The 26525-nt window shown below is 60.4% G+C and carries 24 protein-coding genes; 15 read left to right on the forward strand and 9 right to left on the reverse strand.

Translation table 11 applies throughout. The features are described 5' to 3' along the window. Positions 1–14: 14 nt before the first annotated feature. The 6 genes from GM608_RS02125 to GM608_RS02150 form a co-directional block, all read right to left on the reverse strand. Positions 15–995, reverse strand: a complete 981-nt coding sequence (locus tag GM608_RS02125; protein WP_333644921.1) for a homocysteine S-methyltransferase family protein — start codon at positions 993–995, stop codon at positions 15–17. Positions 996–1329: 334 nt separating this feature from the next. Further along, complete coding sequence (locus GM608_RS02130) at positions 1330–1878, reverse strand: hypothetical protein (protein WP_052349154.1); 549 nt, start codon at positions 1876–1878, stop codon at positions 1330–1332. A gap of 78 nt (positions 1879–1956) precedes the next feature. Further along, positions 1957–2694, reverse strand: a complete 738-nt coding sequence (locus GM608_RS02135) for a 2OG-Fe dioxygenase family protein (RefSeq protein WP_043560882.1) — start codon at positions 2692–2694, stop codon at positions 1957–1959. A gap of 237 nt (positions 2695–2931) precedes the next feature. After that, entirely contained in the window at positions 2932–4194 is a 1263-nt protein-coding gene (locus GM608_RS02140) for an NAD(P)/FAD-dependent oxidoreductase (protein ID WP_081562941.1), read from the reverse strand. 234 nt (positions 4195–4428) lie between these two features. Next, entirely contained in the window at positions 4429–5664 is a 1236-nt protein-coding gene (argJ, locus tag GM608_RS02145; RefSeq protein WP_043560878.1) for a bifunctional glutamate N-acetyltransferase/amino-acid acetyltransferase ArgJ, read from the reverse strand. 3 nt (positions 5665–5667) lie between these two features. Continuing rightward, positions 5668–6621: a peptidylprolyl isomerase gene (locus GM608_RS02150; RefSeq protein WP_227431380.1), complete on the reverse strand. Its 954-nt coding sequence runs from the start codon at positions 6619–6621 to the stop codon at positions 5668–5670. Positions 6622–6949: 328 nt separating this feature from the next. Here GM608_RS02150 and secA point away from each other — a divergent pair, with 328 nt between their 5' ends. The 15 genes from secA to glmM all read left to right on the forward strand — a co-directional run bounded on the left by secA (position 6950) and on the right by glmM (position 23480). After that, positions 6950–9607 (forward strand): preprotein translocase subunit SecA, encoded by a 2658-nt coding sequence (gene secA, locus GM608_RS02155; protein ID WP_333644922.1) that lies wholly within the window; start codon positions 6950–6952, stop codon positions 9605–9607. Between the two features lie 101 nt (positions 9608–9708). Next, positions 9709–10458, forward strand: a complete 750-nt coding sequence (locus tag GM608_RS02160; protein WP_043560868.1) for a YebC/PmpR family DNA-binding transcriptional regulator — start codon at positions 9709–9711, stop codon at positions 10456–10458. Then, complete coding sequence (gene ruvC / locus GM608_RS02165) at positions 10455–10961, forward strand: crossover junction endodeoxyribonuclease RuvC (RefSeq protein WP_043560866.1); 507 nt, start codon at positions 10455–10457, stop codon at positions 10959–10961. The genes GM608_RS02160 and ruvC overlap by 4 nt, the downstream gene beginning before the upstream one ends. Then, positions 10958–11596, forward strand: a complete 639-nt coding sequence (ruvA, locus tag GM608_RS02170) for a Holliday junction branch migration protein RuvA (RefSeq protein WP_333644924.1) — start codon at positions 10958–10960, stop codon at positions 11594–11596. The genes ruvC and ruvA overlap by 4 nt, the downstream gene beginning before the upstream one ends. Positions 11597–11625: 29 nt before the next feature. Then, the gene (gene ruvB / locus GM608_RS02175) at positions 11626–12675 is read left to right on the forward strand and encodes a Holliday junction branch migration DNA helicase RuvB (protein ID WP_373364562.1); all 1050 of its coding nucleotides are present in this window, start codon (positions 11626–11628) and stop codon (positions 12673–12675) included. A gap of 24 nt (positions 12676–12699) precedes the next feature. Next, positions 12700–13134, forward strand: a complete 435-nt coding sequence (locus tag GM608_RS02180; protein WP_333644925.1) for a YbgC/FadM family acyl-CoA thioesterase — start codon at positions 12700–12702, stop codon at positions 13132–13134. 127 nt (positions 13135–13261) lie between these two features. Continuing rightward, positions 13262–13993, forward strand: coding sequence for a protein TolQ (gene tolQ, locus GM608_RS02185; protein WP_043560857.1), 732 nt, complete (start codon positions 13262–13264; stop codon positions 13991–13993). Positions 13994–13998: 5 nt separating this feature from the next. Continuing rightward, a complete protein-coding gene (tolR, locus tag GM608_RS02190) occupies positions 13999–14433 on the forward strand; it encodes a protein TolR (RefSeq protein WP_043560856.1) in 435 nt (144 codons plus the stop codon). 11 nt (positions 14434–14444) lie between these two features. After that, entirely contained in the window at positions 14445–15470 is a 1026-nt protein-coding gene (locus GM608_RS02195; RefSeq protein ID WP_052349152.1) for a hypothetical protein, read from the forward strand. 25 nt (positions 15471–15495) lie between these two features. Next, complete coding sequence (tolB, locus tag GM608_RS02200; RefSeq protein WP_043560854.1) at positions 15496–16863, forward strand: Tol-Pal system beta propeller repeat protein TolB; 1368 nt, start codon at positions 15496–15498, stop codon at positions 16861–16863. Between the two features lie 151 nt (positions 16864–17014). Next, positions 17015–17497 (forward strand): peptidoglycan-associated lipoprotein Pal, encoded by a 483-nt coding sequence (gene pal, locus GM608_RS02205; protein ID WP_043560851.1) that lies wholly within the window; start codon positions 17015–17017, stop codon positions 17495–17497. A gap of 132 nt (positions 17498–17629) precedes the next feature. Continuing rightward, positions 17630–18574, forward strand: coding sequence for a tol-pal system YbgF family protein (locus GM608_RS02210; RefSeq protein ID WP_198027106.1), 945 nt, complete (start codon positions 17630–17632; stop codon positions 18572–18574). A gap of 19 nt (positions 18575–18593) precedes the next feature. Continuing rightward, the gene (gene tilS / locus GM608_RS02215) at positions 18594–19883 is read left to right on the forward strand and encodes a tRNA lysidine(34) synthetase TilS (RefSeq protein ID WP_333644926.1); all 1290 of its coding nucleotides are present in this window, start codon (positions 18594–18596) and stop codon (positions 19881–19883) included. Positions 19884–20032: 149 nt separating this feature from the next. Beyond that, positions 20033–21919, forward strand: coding sequence for an ATP-dependent zinc metalloprotease FtsH (gene ftsH / locus GM608_RS02220; RefSeq protein ID WP_333644927.1), 1887 nt, complete (start codon positions 20033–20035; stop codon positions 21917–21919). Between the two features lie 196 nt (positions 21920–22115). Further along, positions 22116–23480: a phosphoglucosamine mutase gene (gene glmM, locus GM608_RS02225; protein ID WP_043561575.1), complete on the forward strand. Its 1365-nt coding sequence runs from the start codon at positions 22116–22118 to the stop codon at positions 23478–23480. 101 nt (positions 23481–23581) lie between these two features. On the opposite strand, the gene GM608_RS02230 is transcribed toward glmM, so the two are convergent. From GM608_RS02230 to GM608_RS02240, 3 genes are all read right to left on the reverse strand, one after another. Continuing rightward, positions 23582–24325 (reverse strand): response regulator transcription factor, encoded by a 744-nt coding sequence (locus GM608_RS02230; protein ID WP_333644928.1) that lies wholly within the window; start codon positions 24323–24325, stop codon positions 23582–23584. 483 nt (positions 24326–24808) lie between these two features. Further along, positions 24809–25261, reverse strand: coding sequence for a hypothetical protein (locus GM608_RS02235; RefSeq protein WP_081563440.1), 453 nt, complete (start codon positions 25259–25261; stop codon positions 24809–24811). A 22-nt stretch (positions 25262–25283) separates the two neighbouring features. Next, complete coding sequence (locus GM608_RS02240; protein ID WP_043561572.1) at positions 25284–26522, reverse strand: aminopeptidase; 1239 nt, start codon at positions 26520–26522, stop codon at positions 25284–25286. Positions 26523–26525: the final 3 nt, after the last annotated feature.

Here is a 26525-nt window from a genome sequence, read left to right on the forward strand (position 1 = left end):
GGTGGGTCAGCAGGTCAGGAAAAATGGGCGGCGAGGGCGGCGAGATGCTCCGGCCCGATGCCACAGCAGCCCCCGATGATGTCGGCCCCGGCGGCAAGCCAGTGCTGGGCGAAGTCGGCATAACGCTGGGATGTCAGCGTGCCATCCAGTGGAGTGATGCTTTCATTGGCTCCTTCGCCTTCGCCGTCATGATGGTTGTGGGCGAAACCGTTGGCATACACGCCCAGTTTCAGGGTGGTGGAATCACCGTGGGTCTTCAGCACCTTTCGGGCTGTGTGCAGGGCCGTTTCCATGATGCGGGGGTCGCTGCAGTTGAAGAGCAGGGCCTCCAGCTTCAGCTGAAGGGCGGCTTCCACGGCTTCTTCCAGCAGTTCACCCGACCGCAGGCGGACCGGGGCGTGCTGGTGGATGAGAGCGGCGGGATCGGAATCATCCAGCGTGAAACTTCCCCAGAAGGGGCGTGCATCGTCCGTGCTTTGCTGGACGAGCCTGTGGGCTGTCTGAAGTTCGGCGATGCTGCTCTGTGTTTCTGCCAGCCAGAGATCGGCCGAGGGTGCCAGCCCACGGATGAGCGGCGTCAGGATAGCCTCTGCCTTCTGGGGGGTGAACAGGTCGGGACGGTAAGAGCCGCCTGCCGGTGGCAGGGAACCGGCCAGAAGAGACGGCTTTCCACCCTGGGCCTGTGCTGCAATGGCCTGCCGTCCCAGATGGCCGGAGAGGCGGGCCAGTTCCTCGCCCCGTGCGGCAAAACGTTCCTCACCGATATGGAATGGCACGACGGCATAGCTGTTGGTCGTGATGACATGCGCCCCGGCCTTGAGGAAGTTCTCATGGGCCTGCTGCACCAGATCGGGCCGCTCCATCAGGCTGAGGGCTGACCATTCCGGCTGGCGGAACGGAGCTCCCATGCGGTGCAGCTCCCGCCCCATGCCACCATCAAGGATGAGAGGTGTCCGGTCAGCTACGGAAGAGAAGGGCGTGGTGGAAGAAGGCATGGCGCTGGCTCATTGGGGGGCTGTGGTCTGGTCCCCGTTTTCTGTCTGTTGAAGGAGCGCCATGGGTAAAAAAACTTGACGAAAATATCAATCCCATACACATATAAGCATGATGTTATATGTAAAGTATAGAAGTGGGCGGAGATGGGTATTATTGAGAGCTAAAGGTGACGGCAAGTTAATGTATTGTATTTATCATATAATGATATGATTATATCTATATAAAAAACTGTAAAAAATATTTTCTCCGGTATCAGCCGGATTTTGTCATTCCTTTGCAGAAAGATGAAAAAGGGCCCCAGCGCCTGCCAACATGACGGTGGGGCCCGAAGAATCAGGGGCTGTTGAGAGTGTCCTCGTATTTCTGCCCGTCAAATACCCAGCGGTCGTTGCCATCAATAATGATGTCAGCCAGACCGTTGTGACGCTGGCGGGCAATACGGATGGAACCGTTCACGCTGTCCAGCAGTGTATCCCATTTGTTGCCATTCCTGCGATAGATGGAGGTGGTACAGCCTGCAGACCCGCAGAGGCGGTATGATTGCAGCTGCACGAACAGGATCATGTTTTTCTGCTTTGGGGCGAGTTTGGCTGTCCCTGTCAGGACGATGGGTGTCTCGTTGTGGCGGGCCGCATCGTCCAGAAGGTCTGCATTCAGGCTGCGGGCCTGCCTGTCCAGCTCCGTGCCGGGCTGGGCTTTCAGCTCCACGGGTGTCGTGCTGGAGTGCTGTGCTGAATGATGATGACGTGACGGATGCTTCTGGCTGGCCGCCTCGGCCGGGCTGGTCTGGATGAAACCGAAGAGACCCATGACGATGGCGGAACGGCACAGGTTTCCGGCAAGGCCACGGAGGCGGACAGGAACAGGTGATGAACGGGTCATGGCGTCGTTATCCTCTGGGGGACGGGTCAGGAAAAGACAGGGAAGCCCGCCATGAATGGCAGGGTAACGGGGTTGTGTTCATTCATACCGCAAGGTGACGACGAGCACGTCACGGTAGGCGGGCAGGGTGGGGTCTTCCGGTTCTACCGCCGTCACACCGTGATAGACACGGTGATCGTCCACAATGGCAGTATCCAGCGGCTCTGTCAGGGTGAAGGACCCCAGTACGGTCTGCTGGTCCAGCGCATGGATGCTCGTGACGCCTTCCCGTATGTTGCAGCGGTTGACCATGAAGACGAAAACCCAGTCCACGCCATCACGATGCATCCCTTCCGGCGTGGGAAGAGCCTCTGCATCGCTGGCGGCCTCGATGCGGAACTGATGGACCTCCACATGCCACGGGGCTGGCTGGGGTCGTTCCGGGGAGAGGTGGTCCGCCATGGTGGAGGTGGCCTGGAGAATGGCCGCAAGGGCCGGATGTCGCCCCACCTCGTCAGTGATGGGACTGAACCAGCGTTCTACCCCGCCATTGAGCAGATTGTAATCCCGGCTCTGATAATGGGGCTGATGGTCCTTGCGGGTCAGGCTGTTCCCGGTGATGGAAAAAGTTCCATAGCGACGACGGCGGTAGCGCCCGCCATCAGCCATGTAGAGGTCCATGCCCAGATCATTCCAGCTTTCAGCAAAACCCTGCCAGTCTTTCAGGCCGCAGGGCTCCAGCCACGCTCTGGCCTGTCGAGCGGGGAGAAAGGCAAAACCGTTTTTGATGATCTGCTGTTCGATAGAACCGGTGGAAGCTGTACAGGATAGGGTCATGGCAGGCGTTCCCCTGTCGCCGCAAGGGGAGCAGACTGGGGCTGCCCTTTTCTGGCGGTACGGATCATGATGGCACAGAGCCCGAGTATAAAAGGTCTCCCGGCAACTGTCTTGCGCCTTGTGCCGTCCTGGTGAGAAACCTTGATGGTGGAGTGTACAGGCCTTTTGAGCCCCCGCAGGGCAAATCCCCTTCACCTGCCGTGAAGGGGGCTGCCGGGTTGGGGGGGAAGGGCCGCTTCAGTCCTGTTCCGGCTGTGCTGACGGTTTCTTGCCGTTCAGATCAGGATTGTTGGGCTTGAAGCGTTCGCCGAGGGCTGCGCAGACGGTACGGAAAAGACCGCTGATGCCCATCTGGTGCTGGCGGAACAGACCTTCATGGATGAAGCGGGCCAGCTGGGCCCCAAAGCCATGGCCGCCGAACCCCTTCTTGGAGGGCCACATGCCCCAGGCATTGTACCGCCCTAGGGCCACGACGGCGCCACGGTCGTTATAGACGAATGGGACCGCTGCCTTGCCAGCCAGCTGGCGGGGAATGGCAACCCGGCCGACATAACGGCCTTCCTGCCGGGCGGCCTGCGCCGTGGGGGCTGTGGGGTTGACCTCCATGCGGGCGCAGTCACCGATGGCATAGATGGACGGGTCTTTCGTGGTCTGGAGCGTGTTGGTGACCATGATCTGCCCGCTGCGGCTGAGCTCAAGATTCTTCAGGAGAGAGGTCGCCACGCAGGCTTTCACCCCAGCAGCCCAGATGGGGAAGTCGGACTCGATGCGCCGGCCATCCTTGAGGGCGATGTATCCGCAGCCGACCTCACTGACCATGCCGCCGGTGATGACATCGAATCCCAGCTTCTCCAGTTCGGCCTTGGCCTCGGCCGAAACCTGCTCGGGGAAAGGCGGCAGCAGTCTGTCCTGCGCCTCGATCAGCGTGGGCCTGAGCAGCCTTTTGCGGGCAGAGGGGCCAAGGCCGGGAGTGCTGTCGATGGCCTGGCAGAGCTCGGCAGCCAGCTGCACCCCAGTGGCACCACCCCCAACAATGTTCAGGTGGACAGGCTTGTTTGTCAGCTGCGCCCGCTCGATGAGCGTACGGAAACGGTCGTGGATGGCGTTGGCATCAGCCAGGGTATTGAGGAAGAGGCAGTTTTCTTTCGCCCCGGGCGTGCCGAAGTCGTTTGCGCAGGAGCCCAGAGCCACGATGAGCAGATCGTAATTCAGGACCTGCCCGTTTTCCAGGTTCAGCGTCTTTGTCGTGCTGTCGATGGTGTCCAGCGTGCTCTGGATGAAGGAGAAGCCGAAACGTTTGGAAAGCTCATTGAAGGCGAACAGGTTGCCTTTCTGACCGATCGTGCCGGATGCCAGCTCATGCAGGACAGGCTTCCAGATATGGACGGCGTTCTGATCAATCAGGGTAATGCGGACATGGGAGTTGTGGCTGAGCTGGGTTGCGGCTTCCAGCCCGCCAACACCACCTCCCAGAATGACGACATGTTTCTTTGCGGACATGGAACCGTTCCTCGTTTTTCCGACGTGACAGGCGCAAACAGAACGCGCAGCAATATCTGAGCTCTAGCGGTCCGCCCTGCCATATACAAGCCCTGTCATGGTCATCGATGTTGTTTTCTGATTGTCCCGGTCCCCTATCACCCCGGGGGGTACCGGTGCCTGCCGGGGCAGGGCCTGCCCCCGTCCGCAACTGGGGGTTGACCCTGCCGGATATGGGCGGAAATGCCCCCGGTATCAGCTTCTGTATGAGCCGTTTATGTCGATGTAACCGTGTGTCAGATCACAGGTCCAGACGCTCGCACGGCCGGATCCAAGCCCCAGATCTGCCGTGATCGTGATCTCCTGCTGGCGCATGTAGGCATTCAGCGCCTCGACATCATGGTCCTTCACACTGCCCTGGCTGGCCACCCAGTGGTCCCCGATGGCAATGGAAAGGCGGTCCCTGTCGGCAGGCTCACCACTCTTGCCAACGGCCATGACAATACGCCCCCAGTTGGCATCCTCTCCGGCAATGGCGGTTTTCACCAGCGGAGAATTGGCAATGGCCATGGCGATCCTGCGGGCGGACCCGTCATCCTGAGCTTCCTGCACATCGACACGGATCAGCTTGGTGGCACCCTCGCCATCACGGACGACCAGCAGAGCCAGCTCATGGAGCAGGTCCTTCAGGGCCGTGCGGAATTCCGCCAGGGCGGCATCCTCATGACTGCCGATCTCTTCATGCTCGGCCTGCCCGGTGGCAAAAAGCATCAGCATGTCGGATGTAGAGGTATCAGAGTCCACCGTGATGGAGTTGAAGCTCGGCCCCACGCCTTCTTCCAGCAGGGCCTGAAGGACCGGCTGGGGCAGGGAGGCATCTGTGGCGACGTAGGCCAGCATGGTGGCCATGTCCGGCGCAACCATGCCCGACCCCTTGGCTATGCCCTGGAGGCAGACCGTTGTGCTGCCGATCTTCACTTCACGACGGGCCGCCTTGGGGAAGGTGTCCGTGGTCATGATGGCCCGGGCCGCTTCTTCCCATCCATCAACATGCAGGGCTTCAATGGCTGCGGGCAGGGCAGAGAGGATCTTCTTGTAGGGAAGCGTCTCGCCAATCACCCCGGTAGAGGCCAGGAAGACATCCTCGACAGGGCAGCCCAGCTGATGGGCGACCTCTCCGGCACAGGCTACCACGGCCTCTTCCCCGGCACGACCGGTGAAGACATTTGCATTGCCGGAGTTCACCAGCAGCGCCCGGGCATGGGGCGTGCTGGCGAGCGCACGGCGACACCAGGGGATGGGAGCCCCCGGGCAGAGATTGCGGGTATAGACACCTGCGGCCGTCGTGCCAGGGGCGAACTCGACCAGCATGAGGTCGGTCCGCCCGCTGTAGCGGATGTTGGCCTCCACACCACTGAGCCGCACCCCGGCAATCGAGGTCAGCTTGGGCAGTGAGAGTGCCAGTGGGGAGCGGGGGTATGGTTTGGCCATGGCTCAGTGTGTTGCCTGTGCCGGGGCAGCGGCAGGTGCCGGTGCACTGGTGATGGGCTGGCCCTTGGCATCGTAATGCACGATTCGGGCCTGCTTCTCGGCAGCTTCCACCACCTTGCGGACTTCCTGGCGGATCAGGTCGCGGCGGATCTGGTCACGCACCTGCTCAAAGCTCGGCACGGGGGCCGTGCGGGTCCCCAGAACCTGGATCACGTGCCAGCCATACTGGGTATGGACCGGCTTCTGGGTGATGGTGCCGGACTTCATGGCAAAAGCGGCGTTGGAGAAATCCGGGATCATGTCCCCACGCTTGAACCAGCCAAGATCGCCACCATTCGTGCCGCCGGATGCCTTGTCCGTGGAGAGACGGCCAGCCAGCTTGGCAAAGTCGGCCCCCTTGTTCAGCTGCCGGATGATCCCTTCAGCCTTGGCCTCGCTATCCACGAGGATGTGGCGGGCATGGACTTCCTCCTCAGGCTTCTTGGAGGCGAAATGCTCCTGATAGTAGGCCTTCAGGGCATCGTCCGTCAGCTTCGGTGCAACCTGCTCCTCCAGATAGGCATTCTGGAGCACATTGTTTGCTGCTGCTTCCATGGCAGCCTTGACAGCCGGCTTGCTGGCCAGACCGGCCTTGTCCGCCTGGAGCTGGATGGCCTTCTGGTCGATGAGCTGGTTGATCAGGAGCGGAATGATGACGGCCGGCTGGAGCTGGCGCGCCTCCGGCGGCAGGGTGGCAGCAGCGCGCTGGACATCGCCCAGGGTGATCTTCTGGTCATTCACGGTGGCGAGCAGCATGTTCGGGTCTGCTGCGGGCTTGGCCTGCGGCTGTGCGGCGGGGGCCGGCTGGGCGTCGGCGGCCACGGCCTGCGCTGTCAGCGAGGCAGAAGAGGAGACACCCCCGATAAGGGCCGTGCACAGGAGAAGAGAGCGGGAAAGCCGCATGTAAGACCTCATCATTTCGATCTGTTAAAACTCAGCCCTTTCACCATGACAAAGCCTGCCTGCCCTAGCAAGGGCTTTGGTGCCGGAAAGGCGAAGTATTGCCTATATTTTATGTTGGTACGGACGTCAGGTTGGGCTGCTGGTGCCTGACAGGGGAAAAAGCGGAGAATTGCGCTGCGTCCGGAAGCCGGACGGGGGCTTTCCCATTGACCATGATGACGAGGGCCCTTATGTCGGACATGATATGAAAAGCGTTGTGACCATCCGCAGCGGGCGTTTCCTTGTTTCCCACAGGGGAGAGGGGCGCACATGGTTGCTGGTGGCAAAATTTTCAGGGTAACTCATGCTTTCACGCCTTGCTCGCGCCCTCTTCGGCCACTCCAACGACCGCTCACTCAAGAAGTATCAGCGGCGCGTGCCGGAGATCAATGCTCTGGAGCCGCAGATGCAGGCTCTCACGGATGATGAACTGAAGGGTAAAACTGCGGAATTCCGCCAGCGTCTGGCTGAGGGTGCCTCCCTTGATGATCTTCTGGACGAGGCCTTTGCTGTCTGTCGTGAGGCCTCCCGCCGTGTGCTGGGGATGCGTCATTTTGATGTGCAGCTCATCGGGGGCATGGTCCTGCATGATGGGCGGATTGCCGAGATGCGGACGGGTGAGGGCAAGACCCTTGTCGGGACCCTGGCTGTCTATCTGAATGCCTTGTCTGGCAAGGGCGTGCATGTTGTTACCGTCAATGATTATCTGGCGAAGCGTGACGCTGAGGAAATGTCCCGCCTCTACGGCTTCCTTGGCCTGACCACCGGCGTGATCATCCCGAACCTGACGGACGACCAGCGCCGTGCGGCCTATGGAGCGGACATCACATACGGCACGAACAACGAGTTCGGCTTCGACTATCTGCGGGACAACATGAAGTATTCGCTGGATGAAATGGTCCAGCGTGCTTTCAGCTTTGCCATTGTCGATGAGGTGGACAGCATCCTCATTGATGAGGCCCGTACGCCGCTCATCATTTCCGGTCCGGCGGATGACAGCTCCGACCTTTATCGCCATGTGGATGCCGTGATTGCCCGGCTGGTGAAAGAGCCGGATGTTTATGACAAGGATGAGAAGCTGCGTACTGTCACGCTGACGGAAAAAGGCTCCGACCGTGTCGAGGAGCTGCTTCAGGAGGCGGGCCTGCTGCGTGAAGGCGGTCTGTATGACCTCCACAACGTCTCGGTTGTCCATCATGTCCAGCAGTCCCTGCGGGCCCGGACGCTTTTTACGAGGGACGTCGATTATATCGTCCGTGACGACAAGGTGATGCTGATTGACGAGTTCACGGGCCGCATGATGGATGGCCGTCGGTACTCTGATGGCCTGCATCAGGCACTGGAAGCCAAGGAAGGTGTGGAAATCCAGCAGGAAAATCAGACGCTGGCCTCCATTACTTTCCAGAATTATTTCCGTCTTTATCCCAAGCTGGCTGGCATGACCGGTACGGCCATGACGGAAGCTGACGAATTCGCCGAGATCTACAATCTTCAGGTCGTGGAGATTCCGACCAATCTGCCCGTGCGCCGCAAGGATGCGGATGACGAGGTCTATCTCACGGCGGAAGAGAAATATGAGGCCGTGGCTGAACTCGTCCGCAAGGTGCATGAGACAGGCCAGCCCATTCTTGTCGGTACGGCCTCCATCGAGCAGAGCGAGGTTCTGTCACACCTGCTGCGGCAGAAGCGTATTCCGCATAATGTGCTGAATGCCCGGCATCATGAGCGTGAGGCCAGCATTGTCGCACAGGCCGGTGCGCCGGGTGCCATCACCATCGCCACGAACATGGCAGGGCGTGGTACGGACATCAAGCTCGGTGGCAATGTCGAGATGCTGGTGGCTGAAAAGACTGCCGGTATTGAGGATGAAGCTGAGCGGGCTGCCATTGCGGAACAGGTCCGGGCGCAGGTGGCCGTTGACCACAAGCGGGTACACGAGCTTGGTGGGCTGTATGTCATCGGGACGGAGCGGCATGAGAGCCGCCGGGTGGACAACCAGCTGCGTGGGCGGTCTGGCCGTCAGGGTGACCCGGGCAATTCCCGCTTTTTCCTTTCCCTTCAGGATGACCTCATCCGCATTTTCGGCTCCGACCGCATGGGGGCGATGATGCAGAAGATGGGTCTCAAGCGGGGTGAGGCCATCGTGCATCCGTGGCTGAACCGTGCGCTGGAAAAGGCGCAGAAGAAGGTCGAGGCCCGCAACTTCGACATGCGCAAGAACACGCTGAAATACGATGATGTCATGAATGCACAGCGCAAGGAGGTCTATGCCCAGCGCCGTGAATATATGGCATCCGCCGATGTGTCTGGTGTGATTGCCGAGATGCGGGGGAAGGTGATTGAAGAGCTCGTCCATGCCCATATTCCGGAGAATTCCTTTGTGGAGGCCTGGGATGTGGATGGCCTTGCTGGTGAGCTGCATCGCATCCTGAATCTGGACATGCCGATTGCCGACTGGGCAAAAGAAGATGGCATGGATGAGGAGCATCTGATCGACCGCATCGAAGAAACAGCCACGAAGGCCCATGCAGCCCGTTCAGCGACTGTTGGCCCGGAAATGATGCGGTTGATCGAGAAGCATATTCTTCTGACGTCATTCGATGCGGCATGGAAAGAACATCTGCACGGGCTGGACCAGATGCGTCAGGGGATCGGCCTGCGGGCTTATGCCCAGCGTGACCCGCTGAACGAGTACAAGCAGGAAGCCTTCCAGATGTTCACATACATGCTGGAGGACCTGCGGCTGCGTGTCGTGCAGTCTGTCGGGCATGTCCAGCCTGTCAGCGAGGCACCGTCCATGCCGCCGGGGCCGACTGGCTTCATGGAGGAGGATGGTCCCGCTGATGAGGAGGCGCTGGATACGGCCACGCTGGCCCGCTGGCTCAATGAGGTCCCCCGCAATGCTCCCTGTCCCTGCGGGTCCGGGCAGAAATTCAAGCACTGCCACGGCAGGATGATCTGAGAAGGCGGGCTGCTTCCTGCTGGGGGCAGCCCCTTCTGATGCACGGTGTGCTGGTGCATGGTAATGGGTGTTTCAACATTGTTTTGGGAGAAGTAAGGTCCATGGCAGGACATTCACAGTTCAAGAACATCATGCACCGCAAAGGTGCGCAGGATGCCAAGCGCGCCAAGCAGTTTGCCAAGGTCATCCGTGAGATCACGGTGGCCACACGGTCCGGCATGCCAGACCCGGCCATGAACCCCCGCCTGCGTGCTGCCATCACGGCAGCCCGTGAGGTCAACATGCCCAAGGATACGGTCGAGCGTGCCATCAAGAAGGCCAGCGGTGCCGGTGGTGGTGAGGATTATGTGGCCGTCCGTTATGAGGGCTACGGTCCGGCTGGTGTGGCCATCATCATCGAGGGGCTGACCGATAACCGCAACCGTACGGCCTCCGAAGTCCGGGCGGCTTTCTCCAAGCATGGTGGTTCCATGGGAGAAACCAATTCCGTGTCCTTTGGCTTTGACCATATCGGCGTGATCACCTATCCGCAGGATGCTGCTTCTGAGGATGACATGCTGGAAGCCGCCATTGAAGCCGGGGCTGATAACGTGGAGACCACGGAAGACGGCCACGAAATCACCACGGCCATGGAGGCCCTGATGAGCGTGCGTGATGCGCTGGAAGGCCGTTTTGGCGAACCCCGTTCCGCCAAGCTGGACTGGCGTCCGCAGACGACCGTCACGCTGGATGAGGATCAGGCCCGCTCCGTTCTCAAGCTGATTGACGTGCTTGAGGAGAATGACGATGTGCAGGCCGTCTATGCCAATTTCGACCTCCCTGATGAGGTGGCCGAGGCTCTGGCAGCTTGATCCGTCTCATGGGGATCGACCCCGGCCTGCGTTTCATGGGCTGGGGTATCGTGGATGTGGAGGGGAACCGCCTGCGCCATGTGGCTGACGGTGTGCTGGCGACCCAGAGCGGTGATGACGTTCCCCGCCGTCTGTGCGACCTGCATGAGGGGCTGATGAGGCTCATCCAGCAGTATGGTCCTGCAGAAGCTGCCGTTGAGGAAACCTATGTGAACCGCAACGGCTCCTCCACGCTCAAGCTGGGCTATGCCCGTGGCGTGGCCCTGCTTGTGCCCGCCCTTGCCGGGCTGAGCGTGCATGAATATGGGGCCATGGCTGTGAAGCGGGCTGTGGTTGGTACGGGGGCGGCCACGAAGGAGCAGGTCAGCATGATGGTCCGCCGTCTGTTGCCGGGGGCGGAGGTCCGGCGGGCTGATGCGTCCGATGCACTGGCTATCGCCATCTGCCATGCCCATCATCGGGCCAGTGCCCGGCATGTAGCCGCAGGAGTACGCATGGCATGATCGGACAGCTGACAGGCCTTGTCTCTCATATCGATGGTGATCACTGCCTCATTGATGTGAATGGGGTGGGGTATGTTGTCTCAGCCTCCAGCCATACGCTGGGGCTGCTGCCCCGCCCGCCGGAAGTCGCCCGTGTACTGGTGGAAACGGTTGTGCGGGAAGATGCCATCCAGCTCTTTGGTTTTGCGGAGGCGGATGAGCAGGCGTGGTTCCGTCTTCTCACGACCGTTCAGGGTGTAGGGGCCCGTGTGGCTCTGGCCATTCTGTCAGTCAGCCGCCCCAGTCTGCTCTGGCAGGCTGTCCATGCTGAGGACAGGACAGCCTTTACGCAGGCTGCCGGGGTTGGCCCCAAGCTGGCAGTCCGCCTCCTGACGGAGCTCAGGAGCAAAGTGGCCAAAATGCCGGCTCCTGCCAGCATGAGTGGGACGTCCATGAATGCTGGGGGGGGCGGAGCAGCCATCAGTACCAGCCTGCATGGCAGTGCCGGGCTGGAGCAGGATGCCCTCATGGCGCTGGAAGGGCTGGGCTTCCGTCGGGCTGAAAGCTGGCCCATCATCAGCCGTCTCATTGGAGACCACGTTGGGGAAGGGCTGGATGTCATCATCCGTCTTGCTCTCAAGGAACTGGCCCGGTAGGCAGAGGGTAGAGGGAAAGAACGGGGCCGATGAACCAGTTTGTGCCAGATATGCCGCCCGGCCGTGCGCCGGAGACGGATGCCACACGCCAGCCGGAGGATGTGGCCGATGCCACCCTGCGGCCGCAGACCCTGGCCGACTTTACGGGCCAGAAAGCCAGTCGGGAAAATCTCTCCATCTTCATCGAGGCAGCCCGCAAACGGGGTGATGCGCTGGACCACGTCCTGCTGCATGGCCCGCCGGGGCTGGGAAAGACGACTCTTGCGCAGATCGTCTCCCGTGAGCTTGGCGTGGGCTTTCGTGCCACGTCCGGGCCGGTGATCCAGCGGGCTGGAGACCTTGCGGCCATCCTGACAAATCTTCAGCCTCGTGATGTGCTGTTCATTGATGAGATTCATCGTCTCCAGCCAGCGATTGAGGAAATCCTCTATCCGGCGATGGAGGACTTCCAGCTGGACCTCGTCATCGGGGAAGGCCCCGCGGCCCGTTCCGTGCGGATTGATCTGGCGCCTTTCACACTCGTGGCAGCTACGACACGGTCCGGCCTGCTGGCCACACCATTGCGGGACCGGTTCGGCATTCCGTTGCGTCTGGTGTTCTATACGCCTGATGAATTGCGGCAGATCGTCAGCCGGGGGGCGGGGAAGCTGGGCATGGCCCTGACAGATGAAGGAGCCGAGGAAATTGCCCGCCGTTCCCGAGGGACGCCGCGCATTGCCGGAAGGCTGCTGCGCCGCGTGCGGGACTTTGCGCTTGTGGCGAAGAAAGAGATTGTTGACCGTGCGCTGGCAGATGCAGCCCTCTCCCGGCTGGAGGTGGACAGTCATGGTCTTGATGCGATGGACAGGCGCTATCTGCGCCGCATTGCCGAGCATCACAGGGGTGGCCCAGTAGGGGTGGAAACTCTGGCGGCAGCTTTGGCAGAAGCCCGTGATACGCTGGAGGACGTCGTGGAACCCTATCTGATACAGGAAGGGCTCGTCCTGCGGACCTCACGGGGGCGGATGCTGGGTGAACCGGGCTGGCGTTATCTCGGTCTCACACCGCCATCAGACAATCTGGCACCACGGTTCCTGTAGGGGCCGTCATCGGGGGAGAACAGCATGGCGGCACATCACTGTCAGTTCCGTATCTATTATGAGGATACAGATGCAGGGGGCATCGTTTATCATGCCCGGTATCTGGGTTTTGCCGAACGGGCCCGGGCCGAGGCCTTGCGCAGCCTTGGGCTTGGCGTCGGAGAGATGGCAGAACAGGATGGAATCGGTTTTGTCGTCAGGCAGCTGGGTATCCGGTATCATGCGCCCCTGCGGCTGGATGAACTGATGGATGTGGAGACGGTGCTGCTTCAGATGTCGGGAGCCCGGCTGAATCTGCGGCAGGTCATCACCAATCTTTCCCGTGAGGGGCAGAAGTCAGTGGTGATTGAGGTGGAACTGGCCTGCCTGAAGCTGGCTGGCATGAGCCCCTTGCGTCTTCCGGCATCCTACAGGGGAAAACTCTCAGGACTGACGGTGCCGGAAGAACGTTCCGCCTGACAAAAGATTTAAAGATAAAGATGTTTGCTCTTTCTGCGTCCTGTGCCATTGAAAAAGGAGCATCCTGCCGCAACATGGGGCAGTAGTCCTTTATCCAACAGAACCATAGAAAACAGGAGAAAGCGGAGTGGATCAGGCTGTGAATTCGAGTGCTCTGGGTGCTGCCGGGGCAGCGGGGCTTTCGCCCTTTCATCTGTTCCTGAATGCTTCGCTGGCTGTGCAGCTGGTCATGATCGGGCTGGTGCTGTGCAGCATTTTTGTGTGGGCGGTGATTGTGGAGAAGGTGCTTCTCCTCCGCCGGGTCAATCGTGAGGCTACGGGGTTTGAGGACAGATTCTGGTCCGGCGGGTCTCTGGATGATCTTTATGACAGCGAGGGTGCCCGGCCTGTCCATCCGATGGCTGCCGTTTTCGGGGCGGCGATGGGGGAGTGGCGTCGGTCCTCCCGTATTGCGGGCATTGACGTGATTCATGGGGGTACGTCCGAGCGCATCGACCGGGCCATCAGCATTACGGTCGCTCGTGAGACCGAACGTCTGAGCCGCTACCTCGTCATGCTGGCCACCATCGGCCCGGTAGCTCCGTTTGTCGGGCTGTTCGGGACGGTCTGGGGTATCATGCACGCATTCAGCTCCATCGCTTCCATGCACAATACGAACCTCTCCGTCGTGGCACCGGGCATTTCCGAGGCCCTGTTTGCGACGGCCATCGGTCTGCTCACGGCCATCCCGGCCTATGTGGCCTACAACCTCATCAGCCGTAGCGTGGACAATTTTGCTGAGCGGATGGAAGGCTTCGGGACCGAGTTTGCAGCCATCCTCTCCCGCCAGTCCGAAGAGCGCGGCAGCGGGAGGGGCTGAGCATCATGGAGGCTTCATCACGCAGTGGACGCAGGGGCAGGCGGCGGAGCCAGCCTGAAGCTGGCATCAATGTCACCCCGCTGGTGGATGTCATGCTCGTGCTGCTCATCATCTTCATGGTGACGGCACCGATGCTGACCAGCGGTGTGAATGTCGATCTGCCGCAGACAAGCGCCAAGCCGGTCAACTCGGACGACAAACCCATTACGGTATCCATCAAGAGCGACGGCAGCCTGTATCTGGGGGATGACCCTGTCAGTGGGGATGACCTCGTGACACGGCTGAAGCAGATGGCAAGCGATGATCCTGGCCGTCGCATCTTTGTGCGGGCCGATGCCCATATCGACTATGGCAAGGTGATGAGCACGATGGGGCAGATCACATCTGGCGGCTTCACGCATGTTGCCCTGCTGGCACAGCAGCCGCAGGGCGGCCAGTAAGGAGAGACTGTGTGAGCCTCTCTGCGTCATCACCGTTTGACGAAACACCACCGCCCTATCAGCGGCGGGAAAGGAAGCAGTCCAGCCTGGTGACGGGCGGGGTGCTGGCTTCCCTGCTGCTGCATGGGGGAGTGCTGGGCTTTCTGCTCTGGCATCCACAGCCACCGCTGCCGGAACCTCAGCCGGACGAGCAGACGGTCACCATGGTGTATGAGACGACCGGCGGGGCCCGGCCAGCGGCCCGGTCTTCTCACAAGGCCGAGGTTCCGGCGCCGCAGGCACCTACGGAGACAAAGGCCCCACCGGCGCCACAGCCGCCCAAGCCGAAGCCGGTTGAGCCACCTCCGCCCGCTCCGCCACCACCCCGGCCTGTACAGGCTGCGCCGGAACCTTCCCATGTGGCGGTGAAAACGCCGGTCCAGCAGCGTGCTCCCGTGCAGGAAAAGGGTGAGGTGAGTGAACAGGCAAAGCCGAAGCCGGAGCCCGTGCATAAGCAGGCACAGGTCAAGGCGCCGGATCACAAGGTGGAAAAGCCCCCTGCCAAGCCGCAGCTCTCCCATACCCAGCAGGAGCATGAGGCCAAAAAAACGCAGGAGGACAGCCGCTCCCTGCTGGCCACGCTGGATGAGTACCGGAGCCAGGAGAAGCAGGAGCGCCCGCCCAAGGCGATGCCCAATCAGGCGCAGGGTGGGTCACCTCGTGGTGGTGGCCGTCCTGATGGCGATACCGGGGCGCTGACAAGTGGTGAGCAGAATGCCATCGGGTCGTCCGTGCAGCGCTGCTACCAGGAGGATACGCTGGCCCGGAATTACCAGAATTTCTCTGCCCGCATGATGGTGACGGTGGATGCCTCCGGCGAGGCCCGCATGGTCACATTTCTGCCGGAGACCCGTGCCCGTATGGCAGCGGATCCGACCTATCGGGTCCAGGCCGAGCGGGCGAGGGATGCCGTGTTGAGTCCAACCTGTTCCCGCCTGCCCGTGCCGAAGCGCCTGCTGGGGCAGGTGCGGCAGTTCCGTTTTCTGTTCAAGCCCTGAGGCTGGATTTATCTGAGGTTGTTTCATGTCGTTTTTTTCTGATACCGAAGCCGGCATCCTCCAGCGGCATCTGTCCCGCCGCTCCCTTCTGGGCGGTGCTGCCGCCAGTGGTGTGCTTGTCACGCCGCTGGCTCTTCTGGGCGGGACGGCCCGGGCAGCAGGTGACAGCGCTCCGGCAGAGATCACGGTCGCTGGCGCCCATCAGGCCCCCATTCCCATCGTGATTCCTGATTTCGGCCCGGGGCTGGGGAACCAGATTTCTGGCGTCATTTCGGCCGACCTGTCCAGCACAGGGCTTTTCCAGGTCATGGGGGGAACGGTACCGGCTTCCGTTCAGCCGGATTTCTCGGCACTGAAGGGCCGTGGGGCCCGTGTGGCCGTGGCTGGCAGTGCCGCCGGGTCTGACAGCGTGCGGGTCGAGATGCGCCTTTGGGACGTTGTGGCGGGCCAGCAGATGGAAGGTCGGGCCTATACGGCCTCCCAGAGCAACTGGCGCCGCATTGCACACATCATTGCGGATGCCATCTACAAGCGCCTGCTGGGCGAGGATGGTTATTTCGATACCCGCATCGCCTATATTTCCCGTACAGGTCCCCGGCGGCATCAGTCCACCCGTCTGGCCATCATGGATCAGGATGGGGCCAATGCCCACATGCTGACCAATGGCAGCTGGCTGACGCTGGAACCCCGCTTCAGCCCGATCAGCGAGCAGCTGGCATTTCTGTCCTATGCCAACAATCGGCCCCGTGTGTATGTCTATGACCTCAATACGGGACAGCAGACCATTCTGGGCACGTTCGAGGGTATCTCTTTCGCTCCCCGCTTTTCTCCTGATGGGCGGAGCATCATCCTGTCCGCCACGACAAGGGATGGCGGGGCGGATCTGTATCTGATTGATCTGGCGACCCAGCATCGGCGTCGTCTGACATCGGCCCCGGGTGTGATTGATACCAGCCCGTGCTTCAGCCCGGATGGCCAGAACATCGTCTTCAACTCTGACCGTGGCGGTTCGCCACAACTTTACGTGATGAGCGTCAATGGTGGGGATGCCCGGCGCATATCCTACGGCCATGGTCACTATGGCTCGCCCGTGTGGTCACCAAGAGGGGACCAGATCGCTTTTGTCCGCATTGGTTCAGGGGGGTTCACCCTTGGCGTGATGGGGCCGGATGGCGTTGGTGAGCGGTCTTTGACACAGGGCTTCACGGTGGAAAGCCCAAGCTTTGCCCCCAATGGCCGTGCGCTGGCATTCTGTCGCCAGAATGCGGCAGGGGCTGGGGGAGCGGGCTTCAGCTCTTCCATCGCCGTGATTGACGTGGCAGGCTTCAATGAGCATATCATTCCTACTACGACCGGGGCTTCTGACCCGGCCTGGTCGCCGCTGCGGCGCTGAGCGCAGGGAATGTTTTTCTGGCCATGGGAGACCTTGTGCTTCCATGGCATCGGTGGCCTTCGGGCTGCCAGCCGCCTTTCCCCATCTGCGTCTTGCAGGTGGGTGAAAAACTCCCCATCTACTGGGGTGCATCTTTTTGCAGGAGATTGTCATGAAGTTGAAGATGTTCGCCGTGCTGGGCATGGCCTGCGCTCTGACCGCCTGTAGTGGTAACCACAAGGACCACGACAACAATGGCGATGGGCAGAACATGCAGCAGATGAGCCAGGGTCCCGTTCCGGGCAGCCAGGCTGATCTGGTCGCCACTGCCGGGGACCGCGTCTATTTCGAGCTGAACAAGAACCAGCTCAACAGCGAGGGCCGCGCCACGCTGGACAAGCAGGCTGCCTGGCTTGCCCGTTACCCGCAGGTCAACATCCTGGTGGCTGGCAACTGTGACGACCGTGGCACCGAGGAGTATAACATTGCTCTGGGTCAGCGTCGTGCCAATGCTGCCCGTGAGTATCTGGAGGCCAAGGGTGTGGCGCCGTCCCGTATCATGACGATCTCTTATGGTAAGGACCGGCCGACAGCTGATGGTGATACGCCGGAAGCATGGGCACAGAACCGTAACGCCATTACGTCTGTCCGTTAAAGCAGGCCCGGTTCCGGGAAACCTGTAGGAAGGGGCAGATGATGCCCTTTCCGGGAAAGGTCGGGCCGGTTGAGGAAACCGGCCCGATTTTTTTTATGTGTGATGATTGCCTGTCCGTTGGGAGATGAGATCATGGGTCATTCTGCTCGGCCTGTTCTGGGGCCTGTTTCAGCCATTCTGAAAAGTGCGCTGGGGGCCGTGCTGCTCTCCTGCACGGCAAGCGCAGCATTTGCTCCGGCATGGGCGGAGGATGGTCTCTCCCGCGAGGCCATCATGCGGCAGCATCAGGCACTGGCCCGTCAGCATGATGGTGGTGGCCTGGGTGATGGTGTGGGCAGTGTTGATGAGCAGGGTGAGGATCTTTCCGCTCCCCTTCCGACATCCAGCGGTGATGACAGCAACCGGTCTTCGGGTGTTTCATCAGGGCGTAGCGGAGGCGATCTTGTGGCCAATCTGCTGGAGCGTGTGAATTCTCTGGAGAGCCAGGTGCGGGAGATGCATGGCCAGATGGAGCAGATGAGCAATCAGCTTCATCAGGATGAGGCTGCGGTGGCGAAGCAGATGGGGGACATGCAGTTTGCCCTCGAGAATGGTCATCATGCTGCGTCCCGTCCGGCTCCCGAAGCCGGGGAAGCGGCGGCATCAGCCCCGGCGGCGGTCGTAGCGCCGCCGCCGGCAACGCCACAGGCAACCTCCGTGGCCGATACCCTCAAGGCAGGTCGTGCGGCCCTGAAGGCCCATCAGTATGAGGCTGCGGAGACACAGGCCCGGCAGGCCCTCAAGCAGAGCAAGACAGGCTGGAGCCGCACGGAGGCCCAGTATCTGCTGGCGCAGTCGCTGGCCGGGCAGAAATCCTACAAGAATGCCGCACTGACCTACTACGATGTGTACAGCCATTCGCCTGATTCCCCACGGGCACCAGAGGCCCTGCTGGGTGTTTCGGCGTCCATGCTGGCACTGGGCAACAGGACGGCATCCTGCGAGGCCCTGCAACGGCTGCACAAGGAATTCCCCAATGCTTCGGCCCGGGTGAAGTCGTCCGAGAAAATTTTCAGCGAGCGGGCAGGCTGTCATTAACAGGCTGTCATTAAGGAGCATGGTGGGGACGACGGAGCTGGATAAAGATGGGGTGAGGCCCGTCACGCCCGGTGAGTTTGCTGACATCATGTCCCGGATCGGTCCTGTGGGGCCGGATGAGGCGGCGCATCCACTCTGCATCGCCGTGTCTGGTGGGGGCGATTCCATGGCATTGGCCCTGCTGGCCCGGGGGTGGAGGCGCCATGTTCTGGCGCTGGTCGTGGATCATGCCCTGCGGCCTGAATCGGCCGGGGAAGCTGCTCTGACCTGCCAGCGTCTTGCGGAACTGGATATTCCGGCACGGCAGCTCACGTTGGCCCCTCTCAGACCCGGCGGGATACAGAACCGGGCCAGAGAAGCCCGTTTCGGTGTTCTGGAAAGTGCCTGTATCGACGCTGGAGGCTCCGTTCTGCTGGTGGCGCATCATGAGGCGGACCAGGAGGAAACACTCTGGATGCGTCAGGAGCGGGGCAGTGGACCCCGGGGATTGTGTGGCATGGCGGCCCGGACTGTGCGGGGGCGGATCACTCTGCTGAGGCCGTTATTGGGGATTCGGCCGGAACGGCTGAAAATGACGCTGCGCACCGCTGGGGTGTCCTGGTGTGAGGACCCATCAAATCAGAACCGCCGTTTCCGCCGTGTGGAAGTCCGGCAGGATCTGACAGATGCCGGGCGGCGGGCGATGCATGTTCTCAGGCAGGATGCCTGTGCCAGACAGAAGAGGGTTGAGGATCGGCTGGCGGCTCTCATGGCCTGTGGGGTGGCCTGGCAGCCGGAAGGATGGCTGAAACTTGCACCGGAAATTCTTCAGCTGGGGGGCGGTGAGGATCATGACATGGAGCCGCTGCTGGAGGATGAATTGCTGGGGCGGCTGATCCGCCTTGTGGGGGGGCAGGATTATGTGCCTTCCCGTCAGGCTGTTGTGGCCCTGCGGCGGGCTGGAAAAGGCTCTCTGGGGCGGGTCTGCCTGCATCCTCTCCGGGGGCGGGAAACAGGCTGGATGCTGTACCGCGAGGCCAGGAATCTGACGGAAAAGCGTCCGGCCCGGCATGGGCAGTGCTGGGACGGGCGCTGGCGGTATCTGGGGCCTGATCATACGGATGCGGTCGTGGCGGCTCTGGGGCCGTGGCAGCGGGCGGGCCGGGCCGTTCCGGCCTGTGTTCTGCCCGCTCTGCCTGCCTTGTGGGTTGGGGGTGAACCTGTTGCAGTTCCAGAGGGCATGAGAGGGCTGCGGCCCGACCTGCCCCGTGTGACTTTTGTCTGGGATGGGGGAACGCCCCTGACAGGGGAACGGGACTGGACGGGATGAAACAGGCCGTGCGAATGAGGCGGAATCAGGGTTTTTCATCCATTTTGGCCTGATGGGGGTGGGAACGCTGCCAGAAATACCTATCTTGAAGGCACTGAGTGTGACGCCGGCCCGGCCTGTGCGTCCCGATTTGTGAGGTTTTTGAAGAGATGAAAAACATTGGCCGTAATGTTGCGATCTGGGTGGTCATCGTCCTGGCGGTCATCGGCATGTTGGCGGCATTCCAGCCTGGGGGCAGCCGACAGGCCGTTCAGAAGATCGCTTATTCCGACTTCGTGCATGATGTGGAGCGTCATGAGGTCCGGTCCGTTACCATCCGGGAGCAGAACATTTCCGGCGTGCTGACCAATGGTACGTCGTTCGAGACCTATGCTCCGTCCGACCCCTCGATGGTGTCCCGGCTGACGGCAGCTGGAGTTGAGGTGACTGCCCACCCGCCCCAGAGTGATGACAATCCCGTTCTTCGTTACATTGCGGCTTATCTGCCGATCATCCTGATGCTGGGCCTGGGCTTCATGGTCTTTCGCCAGATGCAGAATGGCGGGGCCGGGCGGGGGGCGATGAGCTTCGGCAAGTCCCGTGCCAAGATGATGGTGGAGAAGAAGGGGCGTGTCACCTTTGCCGACGTGGCCGGGGTGGATGAAGCCAAGGAAGACCTTGTCGAGATTGTCGACTTCCTCAAGGACCCGCATAAATTCACCCGTCTGGGGGGACGCCTGCCCAAGGGTGTTCTGCTGGTTGGTCCTCCCGGTACAGGGAAGACCCTGCTGGCCCGTGCCGTGGCTGGCGAGGCCAATGTGCCGTTCTTCAGCGTTTCCGGATCCGATTTTGTCGAGATGTTCGTCGGTGTTGGTGCATCCCGTGTCCGTGACATGTTCGAACAGGGGAAGAAGAATGCGCCCTGCATCATCTTCATCGATGAGATCGATGCCGTAGGCCGCCAGCGTGGTGCTGGTCTGGGAGGTGGCAATGATGAACGTGAGCAGACACTGAACCAGATGCTTGTGGAGATGGATGGTTTCGACAGTAACGAGGGTGTCATCCTCATTGCAGCGACCAACCGTCCCGATGTGCTGGATCAGGCTCTGCTGCGTCCGGGCCGGTTCGACCGGCAGGTCGTCGTGCCCAACCCGGACATGCTGGGGCGTGAAAAGATTCTTCAGGTTCATCTGAAGAAGCTGCCCCTGTCTGCGGATGTCAACCCAAGGGTGATTGCACGGGGCACGCCGGGTTTTTCGGGTGCGGAACTGGCCAATCTTGTCAATGAGGCCGCCCTGTTTGCGGCACGGCAGAACAGGAAGGTCGTCTCCATGGCCCAGTTTGAGGAGGCCCGGGACAAGATATGGATGGGTGCCGAGCGCCGGTCTGCCGTCATTGAGGAGGAAGAAAAGCGCATGACAGCCTATCACGAGGCTGGCCATGCCATTGCTTCCGTGCTGACCCCGGGGACAACCCCCATCCACAAGGCTACGATCGTGCCTCGTGGGCGGACTCTTGGCATGGTGATGAGCCTGCCGGACAAGGACCCTGATGTCATATCCCGTCGGGAGGCCTATGCCCGTATCGTCGTGGCCGTGGCCGGGCGTGTGGCGGAGGAGATCATTTATGGTCATGATGCCGTGACCAGCGGTGCGGCCTCCGACATCAGCCAGGCGACCAGCACAGCCCGGTCCATGGTGGCACAGATCGGCATGAGCGAGCTTATCGGCATGGTGGACTGCACGGACAGGAGTCAGATTTCCGGCCAGACAGGTCGTGAGATCGACCAGGAAGTCCGCAAGCTGATCGATCAGGCATATGGCCAGTGCAAGCATACTCTTCTGACCCATATTGATGCCCTTCATGCCCTTGCTGCGGCGCTGGTGGAATATGAGACGCTGACGGGCGAGGAAGTGAAAAAGGTCATCCGGGGGGAACCGCTGGGCAAGGAAGAAGAGGAGGAATATTCCTTCAATGGGCGTCGTCCGTCGGTGCCATCTTCCGGTGCCATGTCGGGCGCTGCCAGTGGGGGAGATGTGGTCTCCCAGCCGGCCTGATCGGGCTGAGGCTATTCTGGTCTGACTGACAGGGATGACGGGCGCATGGCAGCACTGGCCATGCGCCCGTTCTGTTTATGAAAGGCTTGCGTATCGGGGGAATGGCTGGCATTGCAGGGAGCATCTGGTGCAGGAAGGCAAGCCCTGTCAGCTGTTGGCAGAAGCCGCATATGGTATGGAAGACGGAGGGGAAGTCATGGCAGACGGGCGGAAGTTTTTCGGGACTGACGGGATCCGTGGCGAGGCCAATACGGCACCCATGACGGTGGAGATAGCCCAGAAGCTGGGGCAGGCGGCGGGTCTGTATTTCTGCCGGCAGACAGGGCGCCAGCATCGCCACACGGTTGTGCTGGGCAAAGATACGCGTCTTTCCGGTTACATGATCGAGTGTGCCCTGGTGTCCGGTTTTCTCTCGGCAGGTGTGGATGTCGTCCTGCTGGGGCCGCTGCCTACGCCTGCTGTTGCTTTTCTGACCCGCTCCCTGCGGGCTGATCTGGGTGTCATGATTTCGGCATCCCACAATCCTTTCACGGATAACGGGATCAAGCTGTTCGGTCCGGACGGGTTCAAGCTTTCCGATGCTGTTGAGGCAGAGATTGAAGCCCTGATGGGGGACGATCTGAGCGGACAGCTGGCATCGCCTGCGGCCATAGGGCGGGCCTCCCGCCTGAATGATGCGGCAGGCCGGTATATTGAGAGTGTCAAATCGTCCTTCCCGCGGGGACTGCGGCTGGATGGCCTGAAAATCGTGCTCGATTGTGCGCATGGTTCTGCCTACCGTGTGGCACCTGCAGCCCTTTGGGAACTGGGGGCAGAGGTCATAACCATAGGGGCCTCACCGGATGGGTTGAACATCAATGATGGTGTCGGCTCTACCCATCCGCAGGCACTCTGTGAAGCTGTGCGGGCTCATGGGGCAGATTGCGGTATTGCGCTGGATGGGGATGCGGACCGTGTCCTGTTCACCAATGAGCGGGGCGAGCTGGTGGACGGGGACCAGATACTGGCTCTCATCGCTACACTCTGGAAGCGCATGGGGCGGCTGAATGGTTCCGAGATCGTGGCGACTGTCATGTCCAATATCGGGCTGGAGGATTATCTGGCAACGCAGGGGCTAAGCCTGTATCGAACGGCTGTCGGGGACCGTTATGTTGTGGAGCGCATGCGCCAGACGGGAGGCAATCTTGGCGGGGAGCAGTCCGGCCATATGGTGCTGTCCGATCACGCCACAACAGGGGATGGCCTGCTGGCGGCGCTTCAGGTTCTGGCAGCTCTGGTGGAATCCGGCCAGCCAGCCAGTGAGCTGTGTCATCTTTTTGAGCCTTATCCCCAGACCCTGAAAAATGTGGCCTACAAGGGTGATAATCCTATGAAGCATCCGGCCCTTGGGGAGATTGTCAGCTGGGCGGAAGAACGGCTGAAGGGGAAGGGGCGTCTTGTACTGCGGGCCAGCGGGACAGAACCGTTGATCCGCGTGATGGTGGAGGCCCGGGACAGGGCTCTGGTAGCCGAGGTCGTGGACCGGGTCAGTGCCCATATCCAGACGTTGGCCGGAGCCTGAAAAGCCTTTCCCTTTCAGTAAAGAAAAAGCCCCTGCACCATGGGGCAAGGGCCTTTTTCTTTACTTCACGGGAGATGGGAGGGCTGCTCCGTGCCTGGATTTCAGCCTGCCTGACGCAGGGGAGCTGACCCTTCGGTAAAGCCTTGCGAAGAAGCAGAGGTACCAGCCGCCGCGGCCGGATCCTGAAGGATGTAACCCCGACCCCAGACAGTGGTGATCATGTGTTCGGCACCGAAGCGCTGAAGCTTGCGCCGCAGCTTGCAGATGAAGACATCAATGATCTTCATTTCGGGTTCGTCAATGCCACCATAGAGATGGTTCAGGAACATGTCCTTGGTGAGGACTGCACCCTTGCGCAGGAGCAGCAGCTCCAGAATGGAATATTCCTTGCTGGTGAGGTGCAGGAAGTGACCATTGACGCTGACCATCCGGCTTTCAAGGTCCAGTTCCAGCGGGCCAACGCGCAGGCGTGATTCAGCGATGCCGTAAGAACGGCGGGTCAGAGCCTGGATGCGCGCCTGGGTCTCGCTCATGTCGAAGGGTTTGGTAACGTAGTCATCAGCCCCAGCTGAGAAGGCGGCCACCTTGGTCGGGGAGTCTGTCCGGACGGACAGAACCATGATGGGCGTGGAGATCCGGGAGCGCCGGACCTGACGGATGAGCTCTTCTCCCGGCAGGTCGCTCAGTACCAGCTCGGTTATGAAGAGATCATATTCATAGTGCTTGAACATGTTGAGGGCTTCATCGGCGGTTTTGACATGGTCGACCGCGTAAGAGGACTTCCCCAGTACCTTTACCAGATGGCTTACAGCGCCGCTGTCGCTATCAGCGATGAGAATACGCATAATTTCAACTCCCCTTGGAACGGTTGTATTATGGAAGAGATTTTTTATGAAATGCAACCTTTGATTGTTTTTTTAGCAATCCATACAACCAGAACTTTCGTCGTATATGTCGGAATCATAGGACTTTTTTGTGTCAAACAAGGGGTTTTTTGATGTTTTTCTTTACAGAAAAGAAGAATATGATAGGCTTCTGATAAGGTAATGTGAAGTTATACTTACATTTAATTTATAATTTTTTTTTACATACTGAAATTATTCTCAGCAATTACCATAGTAAAAAATTTTATTTAAATATAAGTGAAAAATTAAGCAACAATATAGTTTTGCTAAATGGGCCTGTCGAACAAGGGTTATAGAACGTTCCTAATTTTTTTTATGGGAACGGGGCAGGTCATCAATTCTTTTAATGATAAAATAAAACTGTTTTAATCCTATTTCGAGGGTAAAACATTTGGAAATAGGATGTAGGAGGTCCGAATCGTTTCAGGCTTCACCGCTCTTCGTATCGGTGGAGGCCAGAAGCTGGGTGATCTGTTCTGGCGTGCCGATCAGGGCGCAGGCAACGGGATGGGTCCTGTCTGCAACCAGGACAATGCGTGTCTGCGTAGAGCTGGGGAAAAGGTCTGTTTCCACGGTAAAGACGGAGGCATCCTGCCTGTCCTGTGCCTTTGCCCCACGGGCCGCCTCGCTGAGGAGGCGGGCGCAGATGCGCTCCAGTGCGGGGAGCAGGCGGTTGGCTGTCTGCTCCTCCGTTTCAATTCCGTCGGTTGTGGAGCGACGGTGATGGGTGACCAGCTCGACCCAGCCTGACCGGGTCAGGAAACTGGGGATACCCGTATCGGGTGTCTCCCGCTCGGCACGGAGGATGAGGCCGGTCCGGGCGAGGGAGAGGATGTCCAGCTTTGGCAGGCGGGCGGGGTCAAGAGCAATGGTCACGGTTGCTGTTTCCTTGGAGGGGTCAGACCCATTCGCCAGAGCGCATGAGGGGTGTGCGCTGGCCATCCTTCAGGCCGTCAATGTTGATCCTGTCGGAACCGATCATCCAGTCGATATGGATGATGGAATGATTGGCTCCACGGGCAATCAGCTCTTCTTCACTCTGCCCTTCAGGGTTGGTCATGCATTTCGTGTAAGCCTGCCCAAGAGCGATGTGGCAGGCGGCATTCTCATCGAACAGGGTGTTCTGGTACAGGATGCCACTCCGGGAGATGGGGGAGGAGTGGGGTACGAGGGCAACCTCGCCAATGCGGCGTGCGCCTTCATCACTGTCCAGAATGCGTTTCAGCACATCTTCGCCTTTGCTGGCATGAGCCTCCACGATGCGCCCCTTTTCGAAGCGGACCCGGATTCCGTCAATCAGCGATCCCTGATGGAAGAGTGGCTTGGTGCTGGAGACGGTCCCTTCCACACGGGCACAGTGTGGGGTGGTGAAGACTTCCTCTGTCGGGATGTTCGGGTTGCAGACAATGCCATTCTTGGCTTCTTCGGCACCACCGGCCCAGAGGTGGCCATCCGCCAGCCCGACCGTCAGGTCTGTGCCCGGTCCGGTGAAGTGCAGGGCGTCGAAGCGGCGGTCATTCAGCATGGCAGCACGGGCATGGAGGGTCCGGTTATGGTCCGCCCAGGCGGCTACCGGGTCGGCCACATCCACGCGGGAAGCCTGGAAGATGCCATTCCACAGGGCGGTGAGGGCTTCCTCTGCTGGCAGATGTGGAAAAACCTGCTCGGCCCAGGCCGGTGTGGCGCAGGCAATGATGTTCCAGTTGATGTCAAAATTGGTGATGCGTTCCATGGCCGGACGATAGGCCGTGGAGCTGGCCCGGCTGACACGGGAGATGTGGTCCGGGTTCTGGTCCTTCAGCAGGGTCGGGTTCCCCCCCGTGATGGCCATGCGGGCGGCTCCTTTGCCAAAGGCTTCCGCCATGCCGTTGGCCAGCCAGCCCGCTGCCGTGTCAAAGCTGTCTTCATGACCGTGCTGGAAGCGGGCCAGCGTAGTCTCATCATCCTGATACAGGGTTGTGACCAGTGACGCTCCGGCCTTGTATGCATGGGCCGTGATGCGCCGGATGAGGGGTACGGCTTCCAGCCCTGCCGTGATGATGAGCTGCTGGCCAGGTGTGATGTTCAGCCCCGTACGGACGGAAACTTCGGCCAGACGGTCCAGAAGCTGGTCATGTGTGAAAGAGGATGTGGGCATGGG

Origin of the sequence: Bombella sp. ESL0380 (assembly GCF_009725805.1) — a bacterium.
Lineage (GTDB): Bacteria > Pseudomonadota > Alphaproteobacteria > Acetobacterales > Acetobacteraceae > Bombella > Bombella apis.